Origin of the sequence: Dickeya undicola (genome assembly GCF_000784735.1) — a bacterium.
Lineage (GTDB): Bacteria > Pseudomonadota > Gammaproteobacteria > Enterobacterales > Enterobacteriaceae > Dickeya > Dickeya undicola.
Genome location: NZ_JSYG01000001.1, coordinates 49,303 through 68,382, shown reverse-complemented (window position 1 = coordinate 68,382; position 19,080 = coordinate 49,303). Strand labels below are relative to the sequence as shown.

Here is a 19,080-nt window from a genome sequence, read left to right as displayed (position 1 = left end):
ATTTTATCTGCGCCCAAAGCAACCCAACAGGAGTGAAAGGATGGAAGAACTTAACGTCACTGAGAGTATGAGCCGTCTGCAAACCTGGCTGGTAGATAATCAGCATGTGCTGCTGCAGTACGCGGTGAATCTTATCGCGTCTCTGGTCATCTTGTTTGTCGGGATGATCGTGGCGCGTATTATGTCGAATACGCTAAATCGTTTGATGACTGGTCGTGGTATTGATGCCACGGTCGCTGACTTTTTGTCGGCGCTGGTGCGCTACGGCGTGATTGCTTTTACTCTGATTGCGGCGCTAAGCCGGGTAGGGGTACAAACCACGTCAATTATTGCCGTATTGGGTGCCGCTGGTCTGGCAGTCGGTTTGGCATTGCAAGGCTCACTGTCCAACTTTGCCGCTGGCGTACTGTTGGTGGTGTTTCGACCGTTTCGCACCGGTGAATTTGTCGACCTGGGTGGTATCAGCGGAACGGTGATTCAGATTCAGATTTTTTCCACCACGTTACGTACGGCAGATGGAAAAATCATTGTCGTGCCGAACGGTAAGATTATTTCTGGCAATATTATCAACAGTTCCCGTGAGCCGGATCGCCGCACCGAGATTATCGTTGGCGTAGCCTATGATGCCGACATTGATGTCGTGAAAAAGGTGCTGGGTGATATCGTGGCCGCAGATAACCGCATCCAGCGTGAGAAGGATGTGACCATTCGGCTCAATGAAATGGGCGCGTCTTCTCTTAATTTTGTGGTCAGAGTCTGGACCACTAATGGTGATGCCATGCCGGTGTACTGGGACCTGCTGGAAAACTTCAAGCGAGCGCTTGATGAGCACCGTATCGGCATTCCCTACCCGCAGATGGACGTGCATCTGCATCATGCTTCTGCTGCACAGACTGGCTCCCAGGGGGCACCTACGCTGTAGCAACACGCCTCCGGGTGACACCCGACGGCAGTGCGGCGGCGGTTTCCTCTATTGCATCACATAAAATGCTGTTTCATGATGGTCCCCGTCCCGTCAGAGTTTGATGTCCTGGCGGGCGTTATGATGAGGAAGATCAGACGTGATAAATGAACATAGCATTGATGACGAGGGGAAGGCGGAAAAGCCGCTGGGTAGCCAAAGCCTGTTTCGCGGTTTGCAGTTGATCGAAATACTGAGCGATTACCCCAATGGGTGCCCACTGGCGCGAATTGCCGAGTTGTCCGGCATGAACAAAAGCACCGTCCACCGTTTGCTGCAAGGGCTAGCCGGATGCGGTTATGTCGTACCGGCACGCCAGCCGGGCAGTTATCGCCTGACCACCAAGTTCATCGCTATCGGCCAGAAGGCGCTTTCGTCGTTGAATGTCCTGCATGTAGCGGCACCGCATCTGGAGGCTCTCAACCTGACGGTGGGCGAAACCGTCAATTTTTCCACCCGTGAAGATGATCATGCCATCCTGATTTATAAGCTGGAACCCACCACCGGCATGATGCGCACCCGTGCGTATATCGGCCAGCATATGTCTTTACATAGTTCGGCGATGGGCAAAATCTTCATGGCTTATGGCGCAGATGACTACCCGGCCGAATATTGGCACACCCATCAGGACAGTATCTGTCCGCTGACCGACAACACCATCATCGAACTGGCAAGCATGGAGCGGGAGCTGGCGGACATTCGTCACCAGGGGCTGGCAATGGATCGGGAAGAGAATGAGCTGGGTGTTTCCTGCATTTCCGCACCTGTGTTTGATATTCAGCACCGGGTGGTTTATGCCGTTTCTGTTTCGCTGTCGATGGCGCGTTTGCAGCAGATCGGCATCGACACGCTGGTCGCGCCGTTGCAGGAAACTGCCCGAAACATTTCTCACGAGCTGGGTTTTACGCCATCGGTGTAAGTGTTTTTATCATATTTTCATGTGGTTACGCCATATTTCACCGGTATTCAGACATTCGCCTATATTGAATGGAGCCTGCCCAGGGTAGGCTTTGTCATTCACTCACACGCAAGGGGGATAACGTGAAGCTGAAAGTTCTGGCCTTGGTCACTCTGCTTGGGATGGGCCTGTCGTCGATGACGGTTCAGGCGGGTAATGAATTACCTGGCGGGCCTCACATCGTCACTTCCGGCACAGCCAGTGTCGATGCGACACCGGATATCGCCCGGCTGGCGATAGAAGTCAGTGTTTCATCCAAGGATGTGGCCGATGCTAAAAAACAGGTGGATGAACGTGTCGCGCAATACTTTGCTTTTCTTGATAAAAACGGTATCGATAAGAAAGATGTCAACGCAGCCAACCTGCGCACGCAGCCGGAGTATGACTACCTGAAGAATGGCGGTTCGGTGCTGAAAGGCTACCGGGCGGTGCGTCAGGTGGAAGTGACATTACGCCAGTTGGACAAACTCAACGAGTTGCTGGACGGTGCACTCAAGTCTGGCCTGAACGAGATTCGGGCGGTGGAGCTGGGTGTATCCAATCCAGATGCGTACCGCGAGCAGGCGCGTAAAAAAGCGATAGAGCAGGCAACGCAGCAGGCGCAGTCGTTGGCGACCGGATTTAACGCTGCGCTGGGGCCTGTCTACAGTATCCGCTATCACGTCGCCAACTATCAGCCAGTGCCGGTCGCGCGCATGTTCAAAACGGCAGATATGGTGGCACAAAGTGAAGTCACTCAGACCTACGAACAACAGACCATTCACTTTGACGATCAGGTAGATGTGGTGTTTGAACTGCAACGCGCGCCCTGAAGCGGGCGCGGTACAGTCCTGAGATTGCGGTTTTTAACGTCAGGACTGGCGCAGAACCTGACGCCCATGCGTGAGCAGGGCGTCGGTGACCTGTCGCATCATTCGGCTTTCCGGCGCGAAGCGATGCCAGTACAACATGCGGCGTTGGAACAGCCCCGGCGTCAGGTCGATCAACTCACCGTTGGCCAGTTCTCTCTCGATTTGCAAATGAGGGATCATACAGCAGGTCGTGCCCTGACGAGCGAGCTGAACGAAAGCTTCCGATGAATTAACAATGTGGCAAGGTACGCTGCCGGGTGGCAAGTCGAAGTTCTGCTGCAAAAACGCCTGATGCATGTCGTCCAGATGGTCAAACGCCACCACCGGCGCGCGCAGTAATGCGGAACGGGTCACACCGTTCGGGAAATAACGATTGGCGAACCCTGGTGACGCGACGAACAGGTAATCCAGCGCACCCAGTTTATCCACCAGACAGCTTGGCAGCGGCTGAGGCTGAATACTCACGGCACCCACCACTTCACCTCGGCGTAGGCGTTCCTGAGTGCGGGTTTCATCTTCCACCTGCAGATTCAAGCGGATCGGTGAGTCCACCAGTACGGGTTGCAGCGCGGGCAGCAGCCAGGTTGCCAGACTGTCAGCGTTGACTGCAAGCGACAGTAGCAGCGGCGTTTCACTGCCATTTTCGTTACCGAGCCACTCTTCTTCCAGCAACTCTACCTGATGCAACAGCGCCAGCAGCTTCTGCCCTTGCTCGGTCGGCCGCGGCGGAATCGTTCTCACCAATAGCGGCTGGCCGAATAGATTCTCCAGCTGTTTGATGCGCTGCGAGACGGCGGACTGTGTAATACAGAGTTTTTGTGCAGCGCGTTCAAAACCTCGCTCACGGATCACGGCGTCCAGCGCCTGAAGGGTGCGATAGTCCGGGCGTTTCATGGAGATGAAAATTCCTTTGCGTAAAAACCATTTTGGCAATATGCCACATTTTTGTGATGTAAAGCCGAAAAAGATCGCCTGACTCTGAGTGCAGAGACTGAAATATTACCGCGCGCAGGGTACAACCCTCTCCTTTTGAGTATGCCATGCCCTATAATACGCACACGTTTTCGTAGCTACAGGCACAAGCACACCATGACGCAGGATGAACTGAAAAAAGCCGTTGGCTGGGCCGCACTCGACTATGTTCGCCCCGGTACTATTGTTGGCGTGGGCACCGGCTCCACCGCCGCCCACTTTATTGATGCGCTGGGTTCAGTCAAGCATCAGATCGAAGGCGCTGTTTCCAGCTCGGACGCTTCCACCGCCAAGCTTAAAAGCCTGGGTATCCCGGTCTTTGACTGCAATGACGTGGATGTGCTCGATGTCTACGTGGATGGTGCGGATGAAATCAACCCACACATGCAGATGATCAAGGGCGGCGGCGCGGCGCTGACCCGGGAAAAAATCGTAGCGGCTATCGCTCGTCAGTTTGTGTGTATTGTCGATGCGTCCAAACAGGTGGATGTACTGGGGCGTTTCCCGCTGCCGGTAGAAGTGATTCCGATGGCGCGTGCCTACGTGGCCCGCGAACTGGTCAAACTGGGTGGGCAGCCGGTATACCGCGACGGCGTAATTACCGACAACGGCAACATCATTCTGGACGTGCACAACATGGATCTGTCCGATGCGGTAGCGATGGAGGACCGTATTAATGGGCTTGCCGGTGTGGTAACGGTAGGGTTGTTCGCCAATCGCGGCGCGGATGTCGCGTTGGTGGGCACGTCCGATGGGGTGAAAACGGTTCGTCTAAAATAAATCGTTGTTGCTTCTTGCCAACATCCGGTGACGCTAACGGCGGCCGGATTTTTTTATCTAAAAAATCCAGCTATTCTTAACGGCTCATTTTTGGTACTTAATATCAGTTTTTCTTATTTCGCATCATCCCTGTGTGGTTCGTCTGGTGGTTGGCAGTATTTTTTGCCATGAAACCGTCTGAGTGAGGTGACGCGAAAAAATGGGTAGGCAATCGTTTGTATTGCCGCTTGCGTATTTTTTGTTATGTTTGCACAGACCGGTTTGCAAACCGTCATATCTGAAGTCTGAAAATAAGGTCGGGAAATGGCAAAGGTATCACTGGAAAAAGACAAGATTAAGTTTCTGCTGCTGGAGGGTGTACACCCAAATGCGCTGGAGAATCTGCGCGCCGCAGGTTACACCAATATTGAATACCATAAGGGGGCGCTTGACCCGGAAGCGCTGAAAGCATCGATTCGTGATGCGCACTTTGTGGGGATTCGATCGCGCACGCATCTGACGGAAGAGATTTTCGCTGCTGCCGAGAAACTGGTGGCCGTGGGTTGTTTCTGTATCGGCACCAATCAGGTTGAACTATCGGCTGCGACCAAACGCGGTATTCCGGTCTTCAACGCGCCTTTTTCCAATACCCGCTCCGTGGCCGAACTGGTGATCGGCGAATTGCTGCTGCTGCTGCGCGGCATTCCGACCGCCAACGCCAAAGCTCACCGCGGTATTTGGCACAAACAAGCGGTTGGCTGTTTTGAAGCGCGTGGTAAGAAACTGGGCATTATTGGTTACGGTCACATCGGAACCCAACTGGGTATTCTGGCCGAAAGCCTGGGGATGCACGTTTATTTCTACGATATCGAAAGCAAATTGCCGCTGGGTAACGCCCAACAGGTACGTCATTTGTCTGATCTGCTGAACATGAGCGATGTGGTCAGCCTGCATGTGCCGGAAACCGACAGCACCCAGAATATGATTGGTGCTGAAGAACTGGCGCTGATGAAGCCGGGTTCTATCCTGATCAACGCCTCGCGCGGCACGGTAGTGGACATTTCGGCACTGAGCAATGCGCTTGCCAGCAAACACCTCTCCGGTGCGGCTATCGACGTGTTCCCGCAGGAACCGGCAACCAATAGCGATCCGTTCCTGTCGCCGCTGTGCGAGTTCGATAACGTGCTCCTGACACCGCATATTGGCGGTTCCACCGAGGAAGCGCAGGAGAACATTGGTGATGAAGTCGCCGGTAAGCTGGTGAAGTATTCCGACAATGGCTCCACGTTGTCTGCTGTCAATTTCCCGGAAGTGTCGTTGCCGACGCACAGCGACCGTGCCAGCCGTCTGCTGCACATTCATGAAAACCGTCCAGGCATCATGACGCAGATTAACCACATTTTTGCCGAGCAGGGCATCAACATTGCGGCGCAGTATCTGCAAACCAGCCCGGAAATCGGTTATGTGGTTATCGATGTAGAAACCGACGGTGCCGATACCGCGTTGCAACTGATGAAATCCATCCCTGGCACCATTCGCGCCCGCTTGCTGTACTAAGTACGTGTGCAAACCAGTTGTTGTAACCGATAATTCGGTGTGATGAAAAAGCGCCAGCCCATCCGGCTGGCGTTTTTACATTAACGTCGTGCTAGTCAATGTTGTGCTAGAGCGTAATCACGATTTTACCGCGCATATGACCAGCCAATACGGCGTCGTGTGCCTGCTTTAAGCTTGTCGTTGTCAGTCCGTTAAGCGTCTGGCTGAGGGTGCCCTGCAATTTCCCGCTATCCACTTGTTGCGCCACCTCGCGCAGGATTTCTCCCTGACGTGCGATGTCCGGTGTACTGAACATGCTGCGGGTAAACATGAATTCCCAGTGTAGTGCCGCGCTTTTCAGTTTAAGTTGGTTCTGGTCCAACGGCCGGGTGTTTTCCACGATAGTGCAGATGTGTCCCATTGGGGCGACTAACCGGCTGATGGCATCCCAGTGACCGTCGGTATCATTCAGGCAGAAAATGTAATCGACTTGCGCAATATTCTGCTTTTTCAATTCATCCACCAGATGACGATAATCCACCACCAGATGTGCGCCCCGGTCGCGGCACCATTGTGCGGAATCGGGACGGGAAGCGGTAGCGATGATCGTCACTTCGCTGCGCTGTGCCGCCAGAGAAATAGCCAGCGAACCGACGCCGCCAGCTCCGCCGATAATCAGCAGCGTTTTGCCTTTAGCCGCGTCCTGAATTTTCAGATGCTCAAATAATCCTTCCCAGGCGGTCAGTGCTGTCAGCGGCAGGGCCGCCGCTTCAGCCCAGTCCAGTGTGGCGGGTTTATGCGCGGCGATACGCGCATCGACCAGTTGGTGCGTGCTGTTGCTGCCGGGGCGCGTGATATCGCCCGCATACCATACTTCGTCCCCCGGTTTAAAACCGCTAACTGCTGAGCCGGTGTTGATCACCACGCCGCTGGCGTCCCACCCAAGAATGCGCGGATGCTGCAGGCCGTCCCGACGCAACCCAGCATGAACTTTGGTATCTACCGGGTTAACCGATACCGCTTTTACGGCGACCAACAGGTCGTGCTCGCCGGGTTGCGGCAATTCGGCGGTGATTTCTACGAAGTTCTCAGGTTGTCTGGGGTCAACGGCTATTGCTTTTACTGTCATGATGCATTTTTCCATTGTTGCGTGTTGGACTGCATAACAGTGTAGAACCTGTCGATAGTGCTGATAAGATGGACAATCACTAACGACGTGTTCGGCTATGAAGAACAATCATGTTCAAACAATTACAGGATATGGCGCTATTTACGCTGGTGGCGGAATGCGGCAGTTTTACCGAAGCCGCCAGACAGGCGGGCATGGCCAAGTCGAGCCTTAGCTTGCGAATCAGTCAGTTGGAGCAGTCACTGGGGCTGCGGCTGTTTAACCGCACCACCCGTAAGCTCAACCTGACCTTTGCTGGTGAACGCTATCTGGTGCATTGCCGGGAGATGCGTCAAGCCAGCGAACGCGCCGAGATGGCGATGCAGCATTTGCGCGATAACCCCAGCGGGCGTTTGCGAATTACCAGTCCGGCCGGATTGGGGGCGACGCTACTGGCGCGACTGACCGCGGAGTTTCAGACGCGCTTTCCAGCGGTTTCACTGGATATCGTTGTTGCCGATCGGGTCATCGATCTGGTGGAGGAAGGATTTGATGCCGCACTGCGTACCGGCAAGCCGCAGGATTCTTCTCTGATTGGCCGCTCACTGGGGCGGGTGCCACATTATCTGGTCGCTTCGGCCGGGTATCTGGCAAGTGCTGCACCGATCACGCATCCGCGTGAATTGCAGTCGCACCGGTGTATTGCGCATCGAGCCTGGCCGGAGTGGGGGTTTCACCATGAAGCGGAGTATTTCCTTTGGCGGCTACCGCAATCACATATGACCGATAATTTGCTGTATGCCCGAGCCTGTGCGTTGGCCGACGGTGGCATTACGCTGTTGCCGGAGTTTCTGTGCCAAGAGCTGTTGGACAGTGGTGAGCTGGTTTGCCTGTTATCTGGGTGGCGTGCAGACACCAACGAGCTGTATTTGATTTATCCTGGGCGTAAACTGAACTCACCTGCTCTCAATTGCTTCATTGATTTCGCCCTGAGCTTTGAGGCATTGCGCGACTATTCTGCCCGCTAAGCTGTACTGCGTGCTCCACGGAGTCGGAGATTCTGCCCACGTGTTATTACACGCCGTCCGTCTGCTTCGTCAAGGAACGTTCTCGCTTGCCTCAATGGCTTTCAAACCTTAATAGCGTTAACCCTTGCGTGTTTTGGTTGAAAACGCGTTTTTCGGGGCATATCTCATGTTATGCGTGGATGATGTAGTCAGAAAAAGGAACTTGATCGTTTCTGTTGACCACTTATCAGCGGAGCATGTTACAGTCGTCACGGTTTTTCTTTTTTAAAGAAACAACAATGCAATTAAAGTAAAATCTCGTTTTATTTTCCTGCTCCTGTGTGACGTCTGTCGCCTTCCTGGGTACTTATGTGCAGTGGTCAGTGTTTGTCAGGAAATAATGAATGGCGCAAAGCTATACGTGCTTCTGCTGCTGGCGCAGCGGGGGTGATCAGCATCCTGTAGTGAAAGTGAGAAACCGGAATGGCAGAACAAAAAGGGAATATCTCTTCCATAAATAACATTCGTCTTGTGACGCTTTTTATCACGCTGTTAACTATTATTCTGATTCTATTTGCTCTCTCAATTGGTACTGCTAGTTATTTTCTCAAACAGAGTAATGCCTTTCTGGAGCGGGCTAATCTTGTTTCTGATATTCGGGCTGGGATCAGTAGCAGCATGGACCAGCTTCGTGTTTCCCGTCAGTTGCTGGTGCAAGCTGTAGCGGCATCACGTATTGGTGATAAAGATTCCTATAATCAGGCCTTCAATGAAGGTGTAGAACGCATCAAAAGCTCACAGAAGCGCTTTGATGAATATATGGCTCGTACCGATAAATCGGATACAGAGAAGGCGTTTGATGCTGACTTGAACACCAATTACACCGTCTATCGGGACAAGGTCATGGTGCCAATGGTGGAGTTTGTGCGTAACGGCGAGTTCGAAAGCACCATTGAACTGGAAACGACACTGGCGCGGCGGTTGGATATCAATTATGCCTTGCAGGTACGAAAGGAAGTCAAATACCTGACGGACCATGCGAACAATATTAATACGCTGGCTGCTCATAATGCTCGCCTGGGAAATATCCTGATGGGCGTATCGTTCATTCTGGCTATTCTGCTGGCGGCATTGACTTATCTGGTGATCCGTCGGGCGATTCTGGTGCCGGTCAATGTGCTGATGACTCGTATCCAAAAAATTGCACAGGGCGACCTGACGCAGCCAGCTGAAAATTTGGGTCGTAACGAAATCGGTATTCTGGGCCAAAACCTGCAACACATGCAGGAGTCGTTAACCAATACTGTGACAGTAGTTCGTGAAGGTGCCGACTCTATTTATCAGGGCGCTTCCGAAATCAGCGTCGGTAACGTCGATCTTTCTTCTCGCACGGAGCAACAGGCGGCAGCGCTAGAGCAGACGGCTGCCAGCATGGAAGAACTGACCTCCACAGTGAAACAGAACTCGGATAACGCCAACCACGCTAGCCAGCTGGCGCGTAACGCCTCCGGCAAGGCGGAGCAGGGTGGCAATATCGTGCAGGATGTGGTGAAAACCATGGGGGACATCTCATCCAGTTCGAAGAAAATTTCTGAGATCACCAGTGTTATCAATAGCATTGCTTTCCAGACCAATATTCTGGCACTGAACGCTGCTGTAGAAGCGGCCCGTGCTGGCGAACAGGGGAGGGGGTTCGCGGTGGTTGCCGGAGAGGTCCGCAGTCTGGCACAGCGTAGTGCGCAGGCGGCGAAAGAGATCGAATCTCTGATTGGTGAATCCAGCCGGTTGGTGGATACCGGCTCGGAGCTGGTTGCCAGAGCCGGTAGCACGATGGAAGAGATTGTGAAAGCCGTCGTGAGTGTGACAGATATCATGGGCGAAATTGCTTCAGCATCTGATGAGCAAAGCCGGGGAATCGGTCAGGTCAATCAGGCTGTGCTGGAGATGGAGGGCACAACTCAGCAAAACGCCGCGTTGGTGCAGGAGGCTTCGGCTGCTGCTGTCTCACTGGAATCTCAGGCTGAACGTTTGACTCAGGCGGTGGCGGTCTTCAAATTGCGCCATCACAAGGACATCGAGGTAGCTCGTGCTTCATTGCCATCCCGACCCATCGCGCAACCTATCCCAGCGGTAGCCGCTATTGGTGCGGGCAGATCAAGCCGTAACGACCAGAACTGGGAAACATTTTGATAGCTGCGAGGTGTGGTGGTCATTGGGCCACACCTGATTGAGTCAACGACGGTCGAGTGGAAATGGTTAAAGCCATGACGACCTCACAGGATATGGTGTTACGTTGACCATAAAAAAAGCCCGCCGGTTGGCGGGCTTTTGCTGTTGCGGCGAAGACGCCGCAACAGCGGGCTGACGCAATGTCACGCCATTTTCTTGTACTTGATACGATGCGGCTCCAGTGCTTCCGCACCCAGAGTACGCTTCTTGTACTCTTCGTATTCTGTGAAGTTGCCTTCAAAGAATTCCACCTTGCCTTCATCCTGATAGTCGATGATGTGGGTAGCGATACGGTCCAGGAACCAGCGGTCATGGGAAATCACCATAGCGCAACCGGGGAATTCCAGCAGGGCGTTTTCCAGCGCGCGCAGGGTTTCGATATCCAGGTCGTTGGTTGGTTCGTCAAGCAGCAGCATGTTGCCGCCAACCTGCAGTAGTTTTGCCAGGTGCACGCGACCACGTTCGCCGCCAGAGAGCTCCCCGATACGTTTGCCCTGATCGACGCCTTTGAAGTTGAAGCGGCCGACATAGGCGCGGCTCGGGATCTCGAAATTACCGATACGCATAATGTCCTGACCGCCGGAGACTTCTTCCCATACGGTCTTGCTGCCGTCCATTTTGTCGCGGAACTGATCCACTGACGCCAGTTGCACCGTTTCGCCCAGCGAGATTGTACCGGAGTCCGGCTGTTCCTGCGCGGACAACATACGGAACAGGGTCGATTTACCGGCACCGTTGGGGCCGATAATCCCGACGATGGAGCCTTTCGGGATGGCGAACGACAGGTTATCAATCAGCACCCGGTCACCGTAGGATTTGGTGAGATTCTGCACTTCCAGCACTTTGTCGCCAAGGCGTGGGCCAGGCGGAATGAACAGTTCGCTGGTTTCGTTGCGTTTCTGGTATTCGACGCTGTTGAGTTCGTCGAAACGAGCCAAGCGTGCCTTGCCCTTGGCCTGACGGCCCTTCGGATTCTGACGCACCCACTCCAGCTCTTTCTCGATGGATTTACGACGAGCGGCTTCGGTGGAGGCTTCCTGTGCCAGACGCTGATCTTTCTGTTCCAGCCAGGACGAGTAGTTGCCTTCCCACGGAATCCCTTCGCCGCGGTCTAGCTCCAGAATCCAGCCAGCAACGTTATCAAGGAAGTAGCGGTCATGGGTGATGGCAACGACGGTGCCTTCGTAGTCGTGCAGGAAACGTTCCAGCCAGGCGACCGATTCCGCATCCAGGTGGTTGGTAGGTTCGTCGAGCAGCAGCATGTCCGGTTTTTCCAGCAACAGGCGGCAGATTGCGACGCGGCGACGTTCCCCCCCGGAGAGGTTGGCGATTTTCGCTTCCCACGGCGGCAGGCGCAGCGCATCAGCGGCCCGCTCAAGCTGGTTATCGAGATTATGACCGTCCTGAGCCTGAATAATCGATTCCAGCTCACCCTGTTCTTTCGCCAGCTTGTCAAAGTCGGCCTCTGGGTCGGCATAGGCGGCATAGACTTCATCCAGACGAGTCAGCGCGCGTTTCACGTCGCTGACAGCCTCTTCAACCGCTTCACGGACGGTATGTTCCAGATTTAGCTGGGGTTCCTGAGGCAGGTAACCGATCTTGATCCCTGGTTGCGGGCGGGCTTCGCCTTCGATGTCTTTATCAATCCCGGCCATGATGCGCAGCAGGGTGGATTTACCCGCCCCGTTCAGACCCAGCACGCCGATTTTGGCACCTGGGAAAAAACTGAGGGAAATATTTTTCAGGATATGGCGCTTCGGCGGCACAACCTTGCCGACGCGATGCATGGTGTAAACGTATTGAGCCACGTTGCTCTGAGCCTCTTTCTGTCCAGTTTAGCGTTATGCCATTAAAAGCATGGCGCCTGTAGGGGCATGATACCGGAAGCGCGCTGACGCTGCCGGTAAAAGGAATTTACTGTTGACGGAGTTTAGCTGTTTTCGCCGCGTGATCCCAGCCATCCCGTCATCGTGTTGCTGACTCTGGGAGGCAGCTTCCACCCACGATGGAATCATTGGGGTGAATATCAGCCGAAACTGCGGGCGCTCTGGTAAAAGGGGAGTAACGCTGCGAATTTCGTTCTGTTTTAAGCTGCTTTCGGCGTATCGTTGCCGGGTAGGATATGCCACACTGATTTAGTTTGAAAAAACTAACGTCAGCCAATGCAGTGCGGGTGTCATCGGTATGAGGACGATTGTCGTGAACATCGATGAGGATGTTTGGCGGTAATGTTGGAAACGATAACGAGTGAGGTCAGGGCAGTTATGTTCAAATTGGGGTATTGGCGATATGTGGCCGCCGTGCTGTGTCTCATTGGTGTATCGTGTCAGGCGCTAGCGGACTCTCTGGATGAGCAGCGGCAACGTTATCAGCAAGTAAAGTCTGCGTGGGACAATAACCAGATGGATGTGGTTTCCCAGCTAATGCCGACATTACGTGATTACCCGCTTTACCCTTATCTGGAATACCGGGCGCTGACGCAGGATTTATCGACGGTTAGCGAGGCGCAGGTCAAACAGTTTATGGCTTCGCATCCGACACTGCCTGCGGTACGCACGCTCAATAACAGCTTTATCAATGAACTGGCTCGACGTCAGGACTGGAATGGCCTGCTGGTGTTCAGCCCGGAGCAACCCAAGCCGGTCGCCTCTCTCTGCAACTATCTGTATGCCAAAGTCATGGTGGGGCAACCGCAAGGCGTTTGGGAACAGACCCGTGAAATCTGGCTGACCGGACGCTCATTGCCGTCGACCTGTGACAAGTTATTTTCTGCCTGGCAGCAGCAGGGCGGCTTGACGTCGCTCATGGTTCTTGAACGGATGCGGCTGGCGATGGATGCAGGTAGTGCCGGTCTGGTGAATCATCTTTCCAGACAATTGCCAGCAGATTACAAGACCATCACTGACGCGTTACTAAGATTGCAAAGTAACCCTAAAACGATCGAGCGTTTTGCTCGTTCTGTCGGCCCGACGGATTTTACCCGAAGAGCCGTATTATCAGCATTCAACCGCATTGCACGTCAGGATCCGGATGAGGCGCGGGCGTTGCTGCCGCAACTGATTCGCCTGCAAAAAATGCGTCCACAGGAGCGCCAGAGCATGGAGGATGACATCGCCTGGCGTCTGATGAGTAGCGATGCTACCGATGAGCAGGTGCGCTGGCGTGATGCCGTCATTTTGCGTAGTGCTTCTGTACCTCTGTTGGAACGGCGCGTTCGCATGGCATTGGGACAGGGAGATAGGCCGGGGCTGAAACAATGGATGGCGCGCTTGCCGGTCGATGTGCAGCAAAAGGATGAGTGGCGCTACTGGCGAGCGATACTGTTGATCGAACAAGGGCAAAAGCAGGAAGGCGAGAACCAACTGCGTGAGCTGATGACGATTCGTGGTTTTTACCCGATGGCCGCCGCGCAAAAGCTCAATGTGAACTATCCGCTGACCATTATGATTGCCGCTAAACCGGATCGTTCTATCGGGCAACTACCAGAAGTGGCGCGGGTACGCGAACTGATGTTTTGGGGACTGGAAAGCCTGGCTCGTTCAGAATGGGCAGGGCTGGTGGCCAGCCGGGAGCGGCCGCAGCAGGAAGCGTTGGCGCGTTTTGCCTTCGAACAGCATTGGTATGACCTGAGTGTCCAGGCCACAATTGTGGCGAAACTCTGGGACAATCTGGAGGAACGCTTCCCGTTGGCATGGAATGATGATTTCCGTCGGGCAACGCAAGGTAAGGGGATCAGCCAGAGTTATGCTATGGCGATAGCCCGTCAGGAAAGCGCCTGGAATCCGCAAGCGCGTTCCGCCGTGGGAGCCGCTGGCCTGATGCAACTGATGCCAGCCACTGCGCAGCACACTGCTGAAATGTTTAATATTGCCAGCTATACCAACAGCAGCCAGTTACTGGATCCGCAGATGAATATCCAGCTTGGCACCAGCTATTTGGACTCTGTGTACCAGTCGTTCGGCCAGAACCGCATTTTGGCATCCGCTGCCTATAACGCCGGGCCATCGCGGGTGAGTAACTGGTTGAAAGACAGTGATGGCCGTGTTGATGCGATTGCCTTTGTGGAAAGCATTCCATTTTCCGAAACGCGGGGATACGTCAAAAATGTACTGGCCTATGATGTTTTCTACCGTAGCCTGATGCAACAGCGCCCGACAACGTTGCTGATGGACAACGAGTGGCAGCGGCGTTACTGACTGTTAGCGGGGATTGCGCGATATGCGTATTCCCCGCCTTGCACCGATGAAGAAAAGTCCCACCATGTTGGCAGTCATTACCTTATAACTGTCTCGTTAAGGTGGGCGTTTATCCTATTTGTTACGCTTTTTTTCATTATGAATAGTATGTTATGCTGATGTACTAGTTAAATAGTATGGCGGCCATTATGACATCACCTTCACTTCATGATCCGGTATTTTCCGAACAAGACGATGAAAACTGGCAGGCGTTTGTCAGCCTGTTTCAACAGGCGATGGCTGAAGGGCTGGAACAACCGCTGCTGCAATTGCTGTTAACGCCGGATGAGCGAACCGCGCTGGGAACCCGGGTTCGTATTATTCAGGAATTAATGCGTGGTGAGATGAGTCAGCGTGAGCTGAAAAATGAGCTGGGTGCGGGCATTGCGACCATCACCCGAGGTTCCAATAGCCTTAAATCTGCCCCGGCCAGGCTGAAAGTCTGGCTGGAGGAACAGTTGCTACCAGAGAAGAAGGGATAGCCTTCGGGATGCAATCAAGCGGATGGTGCATGAATCGGGTGCTGATAAACCGGGTTATGAAATGGCACCAGCGCCAGCAGTAACGCCTGATAATACACGCTGGTTCTCGACAATTTGCCATCCGTGAATACGCCGATCGCGCCACCCTGACGCTTGATGTCCTGAATGCCGGTCAAGCGAGCCATTTCATCGCCCAGTTCACGACCTTCGCCAATTCCTTGCAGGATGCTTTCTGGCAATACCAGGCTGGCTGAACGGGATTCGCCGCGGATGACTGCATTTTCAATCACCATCCAGGCGAACGTCATGCTTTCTTCGATACCGGCTTCCACGCCTACCCAGAAATCAGCTTCCGGACGGACCTGCCGCGCTCTCATCACCCGGTTCCTGGCACCTGTTCTGGTTTCGACAGAACCTAATGGTTGGCTAGGAACCCCACTATCGACATCAACCCCTTCAATGCGGCAATTATCCACACCAAAAACGTCGGCAAATGCTAAAGTGATGGCGTTAATCTTGGCCGGGTTGGTCGTAGAAGCGACAACATGGTACATAATGTTTCCCTACCTTGTAGTTAATTTGACGCAGTATAACGGAAAAAAATCATGTTACAGGTATATCTTGTTCGCCATGGTGAAACAGAGTGGAACGTGGCGCGACGCATTCAAGGGCAGTCGGACAGTCCGCTAACCTCCGGTGGCGAGCATCAGGCCCAACTGGTGGCTACAAGGGTCCGGAAGCTGGGGATTACCCATATCTTTACCAGCGATCTGGGGCGTACCCGCCGTACCGCCGAGATTATCTCGCAGGCTTGCGGCGATTGTCCGGTGATTATGGAGCCAGCGCTGAGAGAACTGAACATGGGCGTGCTGGAGGAAAGGCTGATTGATTCGCTGAGCCTCGAAGAAGAGCGCTGGCGTAAACAATTGGTGGACGGCACCCGCGATGGCCGTATTCCCAACGGAGAATCCATGTCGGAATTGGCGCTGCGTATGCAGAGCGTGCTGGCAAAGTGCCTGGCGCTGCCGGAAGGCAGCCGACCGCTGCTGGTGAGTCACGGTATTGCGCTGGGCTGTCTGCTGAGTACGTTGCTGGGATTACCGGCCTGGGCGGAGCGTCGCTTGCGGCTACGCAACTGTTCATTGTCTCGCGTTGATTATCAACAGAGCCCCTGGCTGGCACCCGGATGGATAGTAGAAACCGCCGGAGACGTCTCCCATCTTGACGCTCCAGCGTTGGATGAATTACAGCGTTAATGCTGAATGGGGATCAGGTATTCGCAGCGGATGATCTTGGGCGGTTCAGCATCCTTGTGGCCTTGGGGGTAAAAGCGTTCGGCATCAAAACCTTTACGGCGAGTCAGTTTATACGTCGGTAGGCAGGTGTCGTATAACGTGATGATGAAATCCTGTAAATCATCTGCCGGGCCTTCGTAAATAAACATGGCATAGTCGCCGCTCGGTAATACCACCGGCTCGCCAGGATGCACACCCTCTGGGACATGATGCGGCTCCAGCGCGGTGGTATACAGCACTTCATGTTCATCATCCTTCTCCTTACTTGGGCGAGAATGATGCAGACCATACAGCACCGGCGGGACCTGTTTGACTTCTCCCAAATACTGCCGCCAAAAATGGACGCGTATCTCGGTACGAAAACAGGTAATTTGCTCCAGGTTACAGGTATAGCTCTGGGTCAGCCCAACCAGCTGTGTTTCCGGCAAGTTGACAAATGCCGGTTGCGGCATGGTAAAGGCACCAAGGCGAATCGGTGGGTGGATACCAAAAGTATTCCAGTCATCCGACCGACGATAGGACGCTGGCGTCTGGGCAAACTGCTTTTTGAACGCACGGGTGAACGTCTGTTGTGAATCGAAACGGTACTGCAAGGCGATATCAAGAATCGGGCGACTGGTCAGACACAGTGCAACAGCCGCTTTGGTGAGCCGACGGGCACGAATGTATGAGCCAATAGCATGACCCGTTACGTCCTTGAACATTCTCTGCAAATGCCACTTGGAATAGCCGGCCTTGGCTGCGACATTATCCAGCGATAAAGGCTGGTCAAGATGACCCTCCAGCCAGTTGAGCAGGTCACGTATGATACTGGCTTGATCCATAGATCGTCCTCATAGAACACACCGAGAGCTAAGCGTATAAGCCCGGCATAATAGCAATTTTTTCCCTGGGGCACTTACCAAGATTTTTGTGCCTGATGATTAAAGAATCTGATTAACATAGGACGTTGAAGAAATCTATCCGATAAACGATTTTTGAACCACAGAAACCACGCCATGGCGGCAACAAAGTGAGAGAAAGGCAATGATGAAAAGACGAATTGCATTGATGGTGACAGCCCTGCTCTGCGGTGTAACGTCAGCCTGGGCCGAGGAAATCGGATCGGTCGATACGGTTTTCAAACTGTTGGGGCCAGACCACAAAATCATCGTGGAAGCGTTTGACGATCCGGATGTGGCAAACGTGACCTGTTATCTGAGCAGAGCCAAAACCGGCGGCATCAAAGGAGGGCTTGGCCTGGCGGAGGATACGTCAGATGCTGCCATTTCCTGCCAGCAAGTGGGGCCGATTACCCTGAGCGACAAGATTACCGGCAGCAAGGGAAAAGGCAGCGTGGTGTTTCAGCAACGCACGTCGCTGATTTTCAAGAAACTGCAGGTGGTGCGTTTTTACGATGCAAAACGCAATGCGCTGGTTTATCTGACCTATTCCGACCGTATAGTAGAAGGGTCGCCGAAAAACGCGCTCAGCGCGGTGCCGATTCTGCCCTGGAGTAAGTAACAGCTATTTCAGAAATAAATCGAGTTTTACAAATAAGAAAGCCGGGGCAGACCCGGCTTTTTACATACTGGCGCGTGATGAACGCGCTGGGAATCAGTCTTCCAGATCGCCGCAGAAGCGGTAACCTTCGCCGTGAATGGTGGCGATGATCTCTGGCGTATCGGCAGTGGATTCGAAATGTTTGCGGATACGGCGGATGGTGACGTCTACCGTACGGTCATGCGGCTTCAGCTCGCGGCCGGTCATTTTCTTCAGTAGTTCGGCACGGGATTGGATTTTTCCCGGATTCTCGCAGAAATGCAGCATCGCGCGGAATTCGCTACGCGGCAGTTTGTACTGCTCACCGTTCGGGCTGACCAGCGAACGGCTGTTGATATCCAGTTCCCAACCGTTGAAACGGTAGCTTTCTACCAGACGACGCTCTTCGGTGCCGCCGCCCAGGTTCATGGTACGGGACAGCAGATTACGTGCACGGATGGTCAGTTCACGCGGGTTGAACGGCTTGGTGATATAGTCGTCTGCGCCGATTTCCAGGCCCAGAATCTTATCGACTTCGTTATCGCGGCCGGTCAGGAACATTAACGCCACGCTTGCCTGCTCGCGCAGTTCACGCGCCAGCAACAAGCCATTCTTGCCGGGCAGGTTAATATCCATGATGACCAGATTGATGTCGTGCTCGGACAGGATGTTATGCATCTCGGCGCCGTCGGTGGCTTCGTGAACAACATATCCCTCGGCCTCAAAAATGCTTTTGAGGGTGTTACGAGTTACCAACTCGTCTTCAACAATAAGAATGTGGGGGGTCTGCATGTTTGCTACCTAAAATTGCCAACTAATTATAGAGATTCGAAAGTACAGAAGTCCTGGTTCTCTCGGGCGCTTTGGGAAATCGTGTTCACCGTTTTTTCGCCGACTGACTCAAGTACGTAAATATGTTTTGAAGCACTTGTTTCCACCTGACGCAAGCCTGATAACAGGTGGCGATGAGGTTTTTCAACAGGGCCTATTGTGGCGCACAGTTTAACCTTATTAACAGCGACATAACAGTGAGCACCGATTTCGCTGACTGGCAAATCTACGGTTCCATTGACATATATCAAATTTCATTGTAGCACGTTAGCAATTTGTGGAAAACGCGCTACGAATACCGCTTTCTATCACAATTTAACATTTTTATATTCACC

At 53.5% G+C, this 19,080-nt stretch carries 17 protein-coding genes; 11 read left to right on the top strand and 6 right to left on the bottom strand.

Annotation, left to right across the window (positions count from 1 at the left end):
- Nucleotides 1-40: 40 nt before the first annotated feature.
- The 3 genes from mscS to OB87_RS00265 all read left to right on the top strand — a co-directional run bounded on the left by mscS (nucleotide 41) and on the right by OB87_RS00265 (nucleotide 2,731).
- Nucleotides 41-922, top strand: coding sequence for a small-conductance mechanosensitive channel MscS (gene mscS / locus OB87_RS00275; protein ID WP_033567449.1), 882 nt, complete (start codon nucleotides 41-43; stop codon nucleotides 920-922).
- 157 nt (nucleotides 923-1,079) lie between these two features.
- On the top strand, nucleotides 1,080-1,880 hold the full coding sequence (locus tag OB87_RS00270) for an IclR family transcriptional regulator (RefSeq protein ID WP_167334377.1): 801 nt from the start codon (nucleotides 1,080-1,082) through the stop codon (nucleotides 1,878-1,880).
- A gap of 122 nt (nucleotides 1,881-2,002) precedes the next feature.
- Complete coding sequence (locus OB87_RS00265; RefSeq protein ID WP_033567448.1) at nucleotides 2,003-2,731, top strand: oxidative stress defense protein; 729 nt, start codon at nucleotides 2,003-2,005, stop codon at nucleotides 2,729-2,731.
- Nucleotides 2,732-2,770: 39 nt separating this feature from the next.
- On the opposite strand, the gene OB87_RS00260 is transcribed toward OB87_RS00265, so the two are convergent.
- Nucleotides 2,771-3,664 (bottom strand): LysR family transcriptional regulator ArgP, encoded by an 894-nt coding sequence (locus tag OB87_RS00260; RefSeq protein ID WP_033567447.1) that lies wholly within the window; start codon nucleotides 3,662-3,664, stop codon nucleotides 2,771-2,773.
- Between the two features lie 195 nt (nucleotides 3,665-3,859).
- Between OB87_RS00260 and rpiA the strand changes: the two genes are divergently transcribed.
- Entirely contained in the window at nucleotides 3,860-4,522 is a 663-nt protein-coding gene (gene rpiA / locus OB87_RS00255; RefSeq protein ID WP_033567446.1) for a ribose-5-phosphate isomerase RpiA, read from the top strand.
- A gap of 303 nt (nucleotides 4,523-4,825) precedes the next feature.
- Entirely contained in the window at nucleotides 4,826-6,058 is a 1,233-nt protein-coding gene (gene serA / locus OB87_RS00250; RefSeq protein WP_033567445.1) for a phosphoglycerate dehydrogenase, read from the top strand.
- A gap of 106 nt (nucleotides 6,059-6,164) precedes the next feature.
- Here the strand turns inward: serA and OB87_RS00245 are convergent, their stop codons facing one another.
- On the bottom strand, nucleotides 6,165-7,166 hold the full coding sequence (locus tag OB87_RS00245) for a zinc-binding alcohol dehydrogenase family protein (RefSeq protein ID WP_033567444.1): 1,002 nt from the start codon (nucleotides 7,164-7,166) through the stop codon (nucleotides 6,165-6,167).
- A 110-nt stretch (nucleotides 7,167-7,276) separates the two neighbouring features.
- On the opposite strand from OB87_RS00245, the gene OB87_RS00240 reads away from it, so the two are divergent.
- Nucleotides 7,277-8,173: a LysR family transcriptional regulator gene (locus OB87_RS00240; RefSeq protein WP_033567443.1), complete on the top strand. Its 897-nt coding sequence runs from the start codon at nucleotides 7,277-7,279 to the stop codon at nucleotides 8,171-8,173.
- A 462-nt stretch (nucleotides 8,174-8,635) separates the two neighbouring features.
- Nucleotides 8,636-10,342 (top strand): methyl-accepting chemotaxis protein, encoded by a 1,707-nt coding sequence (locus tag OB87_RS00235; RefSeq protein WP_033567442.1) that lies wholly within the window; start codon nucleotides 8,636-8,638, stop codon nucleotides 10,340-10,342.
- A gap of 182 nt (nucleotides 10,343-10,524) precedes the next feature.
- Here OB87_RS00235 and ettA read toward each other — a convergent pair whose 3' ends face one another.
- Nucleotides 10,525-12,189: an energy-dependent translational throttle protein EttA gene (gene ettA / locus OB87_RS00230; protein ID WP_033567441.1), complete on the bottom strand. Its 1,665-nt coding sequence runs from the start codon at nucleotides 12,187-12,189 to the stop codon at nucleotides 10,525-10,527.
- 456 nt (nucleotides 12,190-12,645) lie between these two features.
- On the opposite strand from ettA, the gene sltY reads away from it, so the two are divergent.
- A complete protein-coding gene (gene sltY / locus OB87_RS00225; protein WP_033567440.1) occupies nucleotides 12,646-14,577 on the top strand; it encodes a murein transglycosylase in 1,932 nt (643 codons plus the stop codon).
- Between the two features lie 188 nt (nucleotides 14,578-14,765).
- Nucleotides 14,766-15,098, top strand: coding sequence for a trp operon repressor (trpR, locus tag OB87_RS00220; protein ID WP_033567439.1), 333 nt, complete (start codon nucleotides 14,766-14,768; stop codon nucleotides 15,096-15,098).
- Between the two features lie 14 nt (nucleotides 15,099-15,112).
- On the opposite strand, the gene yjjX is transcribed toward trpR, so the two are convergent.
- Nucleotides 15,113-15,652, bottom strand: a complete 540-nt coding sequence (gene yjjX, locus OB87_RS00215) for an inosine/xanthosine triphosphatase (RefSeq protein ID WP_033567438.1) — start codon at nucleotides 15,650-15,652, stop codon at nucleotides 15,113-15,115.
- A gap of 51 nt (nucleotides 15,653-15,703) precedes the next feature.
- Here yjjX and gpmB point away from each other — a divergent pair, with 51 nt between their 5' ends.
- Nucleotides 15,704-16,354: a 2,3-diphosphoglycerate-dependent phosphoglycerate mutase GpmB gene (gpmB, locus tag OB87_RS00210; protein ID WP_033567437.1), complete on the top strand. Its 651-nt coding sequence runs from the start codon at nucleotides 15,704-15,706 to the stop codon at nucleotides 16,352-16,354.
- On the opposite strand, the gene robA is transcribed toward gpmB, so the two are convergent.
- Nucleotides 16,351-17,217, bottom strand: a complete 867-nt coding sequence (robA, locus tag OB87_RS00205) for an MDR efflux pump AcrAB transcriptional activator RobA (RefSeq protein WP_033567436.1) — start codon at nucleotides 17,215-17,217, stop codon at nucleotides 16,351-16,353. The two genes, gpmB and robA, sit on opposite strands and share 4 nt — an antisense overlap.
- A 205-nt stretch (nucleotides 17,218-17,422) precedes the next feature.
- Between robA and creA the strand changes: the two genes are divergently transcribed.
- Nucleotides 17,423-17,896 (top strand): protein CreA, encoded by a 474-nt coding sequence (gene creA / locus OB87_RS00200; protein WP_072025397.1) that lies wholly within the window; start codon nucleotides 17,423-17,425, stop codon nucleotides 17,894-17,896.
- Nucleotides 17,897-17,989: 93 nt separating this feature from the next.
- Here creA and arcA read toward each other — a convergent pair whose 3' ends face one another.
- The gene (arcA, locus tag OB87_RS00195; RefSeq protein ID WP_012768295.1) at nucleotides 17,990-18,706 is read right to left on the bottom strand and encodes a two-component system response regulator ArcA; all 717 of its coding nucleotides are present in this window, start codon (nucleotides 18,704-18,706) and stop codon (nucleotides 17,990-17,992) included.
- Nucleotides 18,707-19,080 lie beyond the last annotated feature (374 nt).

Coding starts and splice junctions, on each gene's coding strand:
- sltY (WP_033567440.1), top strand. CDS start 12,646: ATGTTCAAATTGGGGTATTGGCGATATGTGGCCGCCGTGCTGTGTCTC.
- arcA (WP_012768295.1), bottom strand. CDS start 18,706: ATGCAGACCCCCCACATTCTTATTGTTGAAGACGAGTTGGTAACTCGT.
- OB87_RS00240 (WP_033567443.1), top strand. CDS start 7,277: ATGTTCAAACAATTACAGGATATGGCGCTATTTACGCTGGTGGCGGAA.
- trpR (WP_033567439.1), top strand. CDS start 14,766: ATGACATCACCTTCACTTCATGATCCGGTATTTTCCGAACAAGACGAT.
- OB87_RS00235 (WP_033567442.1), top strand. CDS start 8,636: ATGGCAGAACAAAAAGGGAATATCTCTTCCATAAATAACATTCGTCTT.
- OB87_RS00260 (WP_033567447.1), bottom strand. CDS start 3,664: ATGAAACGCCCGGACTATCGCACCCTTCAGGCGCTGGACGCCGTGATC.
- gpmB (WP_033567437.1), top strand. CDS start 15,704: ATGTTACAGGTATATCTTGTTCGCCATGGTGAAACAGAGTGGAACGTG.
- yjjX (WP_033567438.1), bottom strand. CDS start 15,652: ATGTACCATGTTGTCGCTTCTACGACCAACCCGGCCAAGATTAACGCC.
- serA (WP_033567445.1), top strand. CDS start 4,826: ATGGCAAAGGTATCACTGGAAAAAGACAAGATTAAGTTTCTGCTGCTG.
- OB87_RS00245 (WP_033567444.1), bottom strand. CDS start 7,166: ATGACAGTAAAAGCAATAGCCGTTGACCCCAGACAACCTGAGAACTTC.
- creA (WP_072025397.1), top strand. CDS start 17,423: ATGAAAAGACGAATTGCATTGATGGTGACAGCCCTGCTCTGCGGTGTA.
- rpiA (WP_033567446.1), top strand. CDS start 3,860: ATGACGCAGGATGAACTGAAAAAAGCCGTTGGCTGGGCCGCACTCGAC.
- robA (WP_033567436.1), bottom strand. CDS start 17,217: ATGGATCAAGCCAGTATCATACGTGACCTGCTCAACTGGCTGGAGGGT.
- mscS (WP_033567449.1), top strand. CDS start 41: ATGGAAGAACTTAACGTCACTGAGAGTATGAGCCGTCTGCAAACCTGG.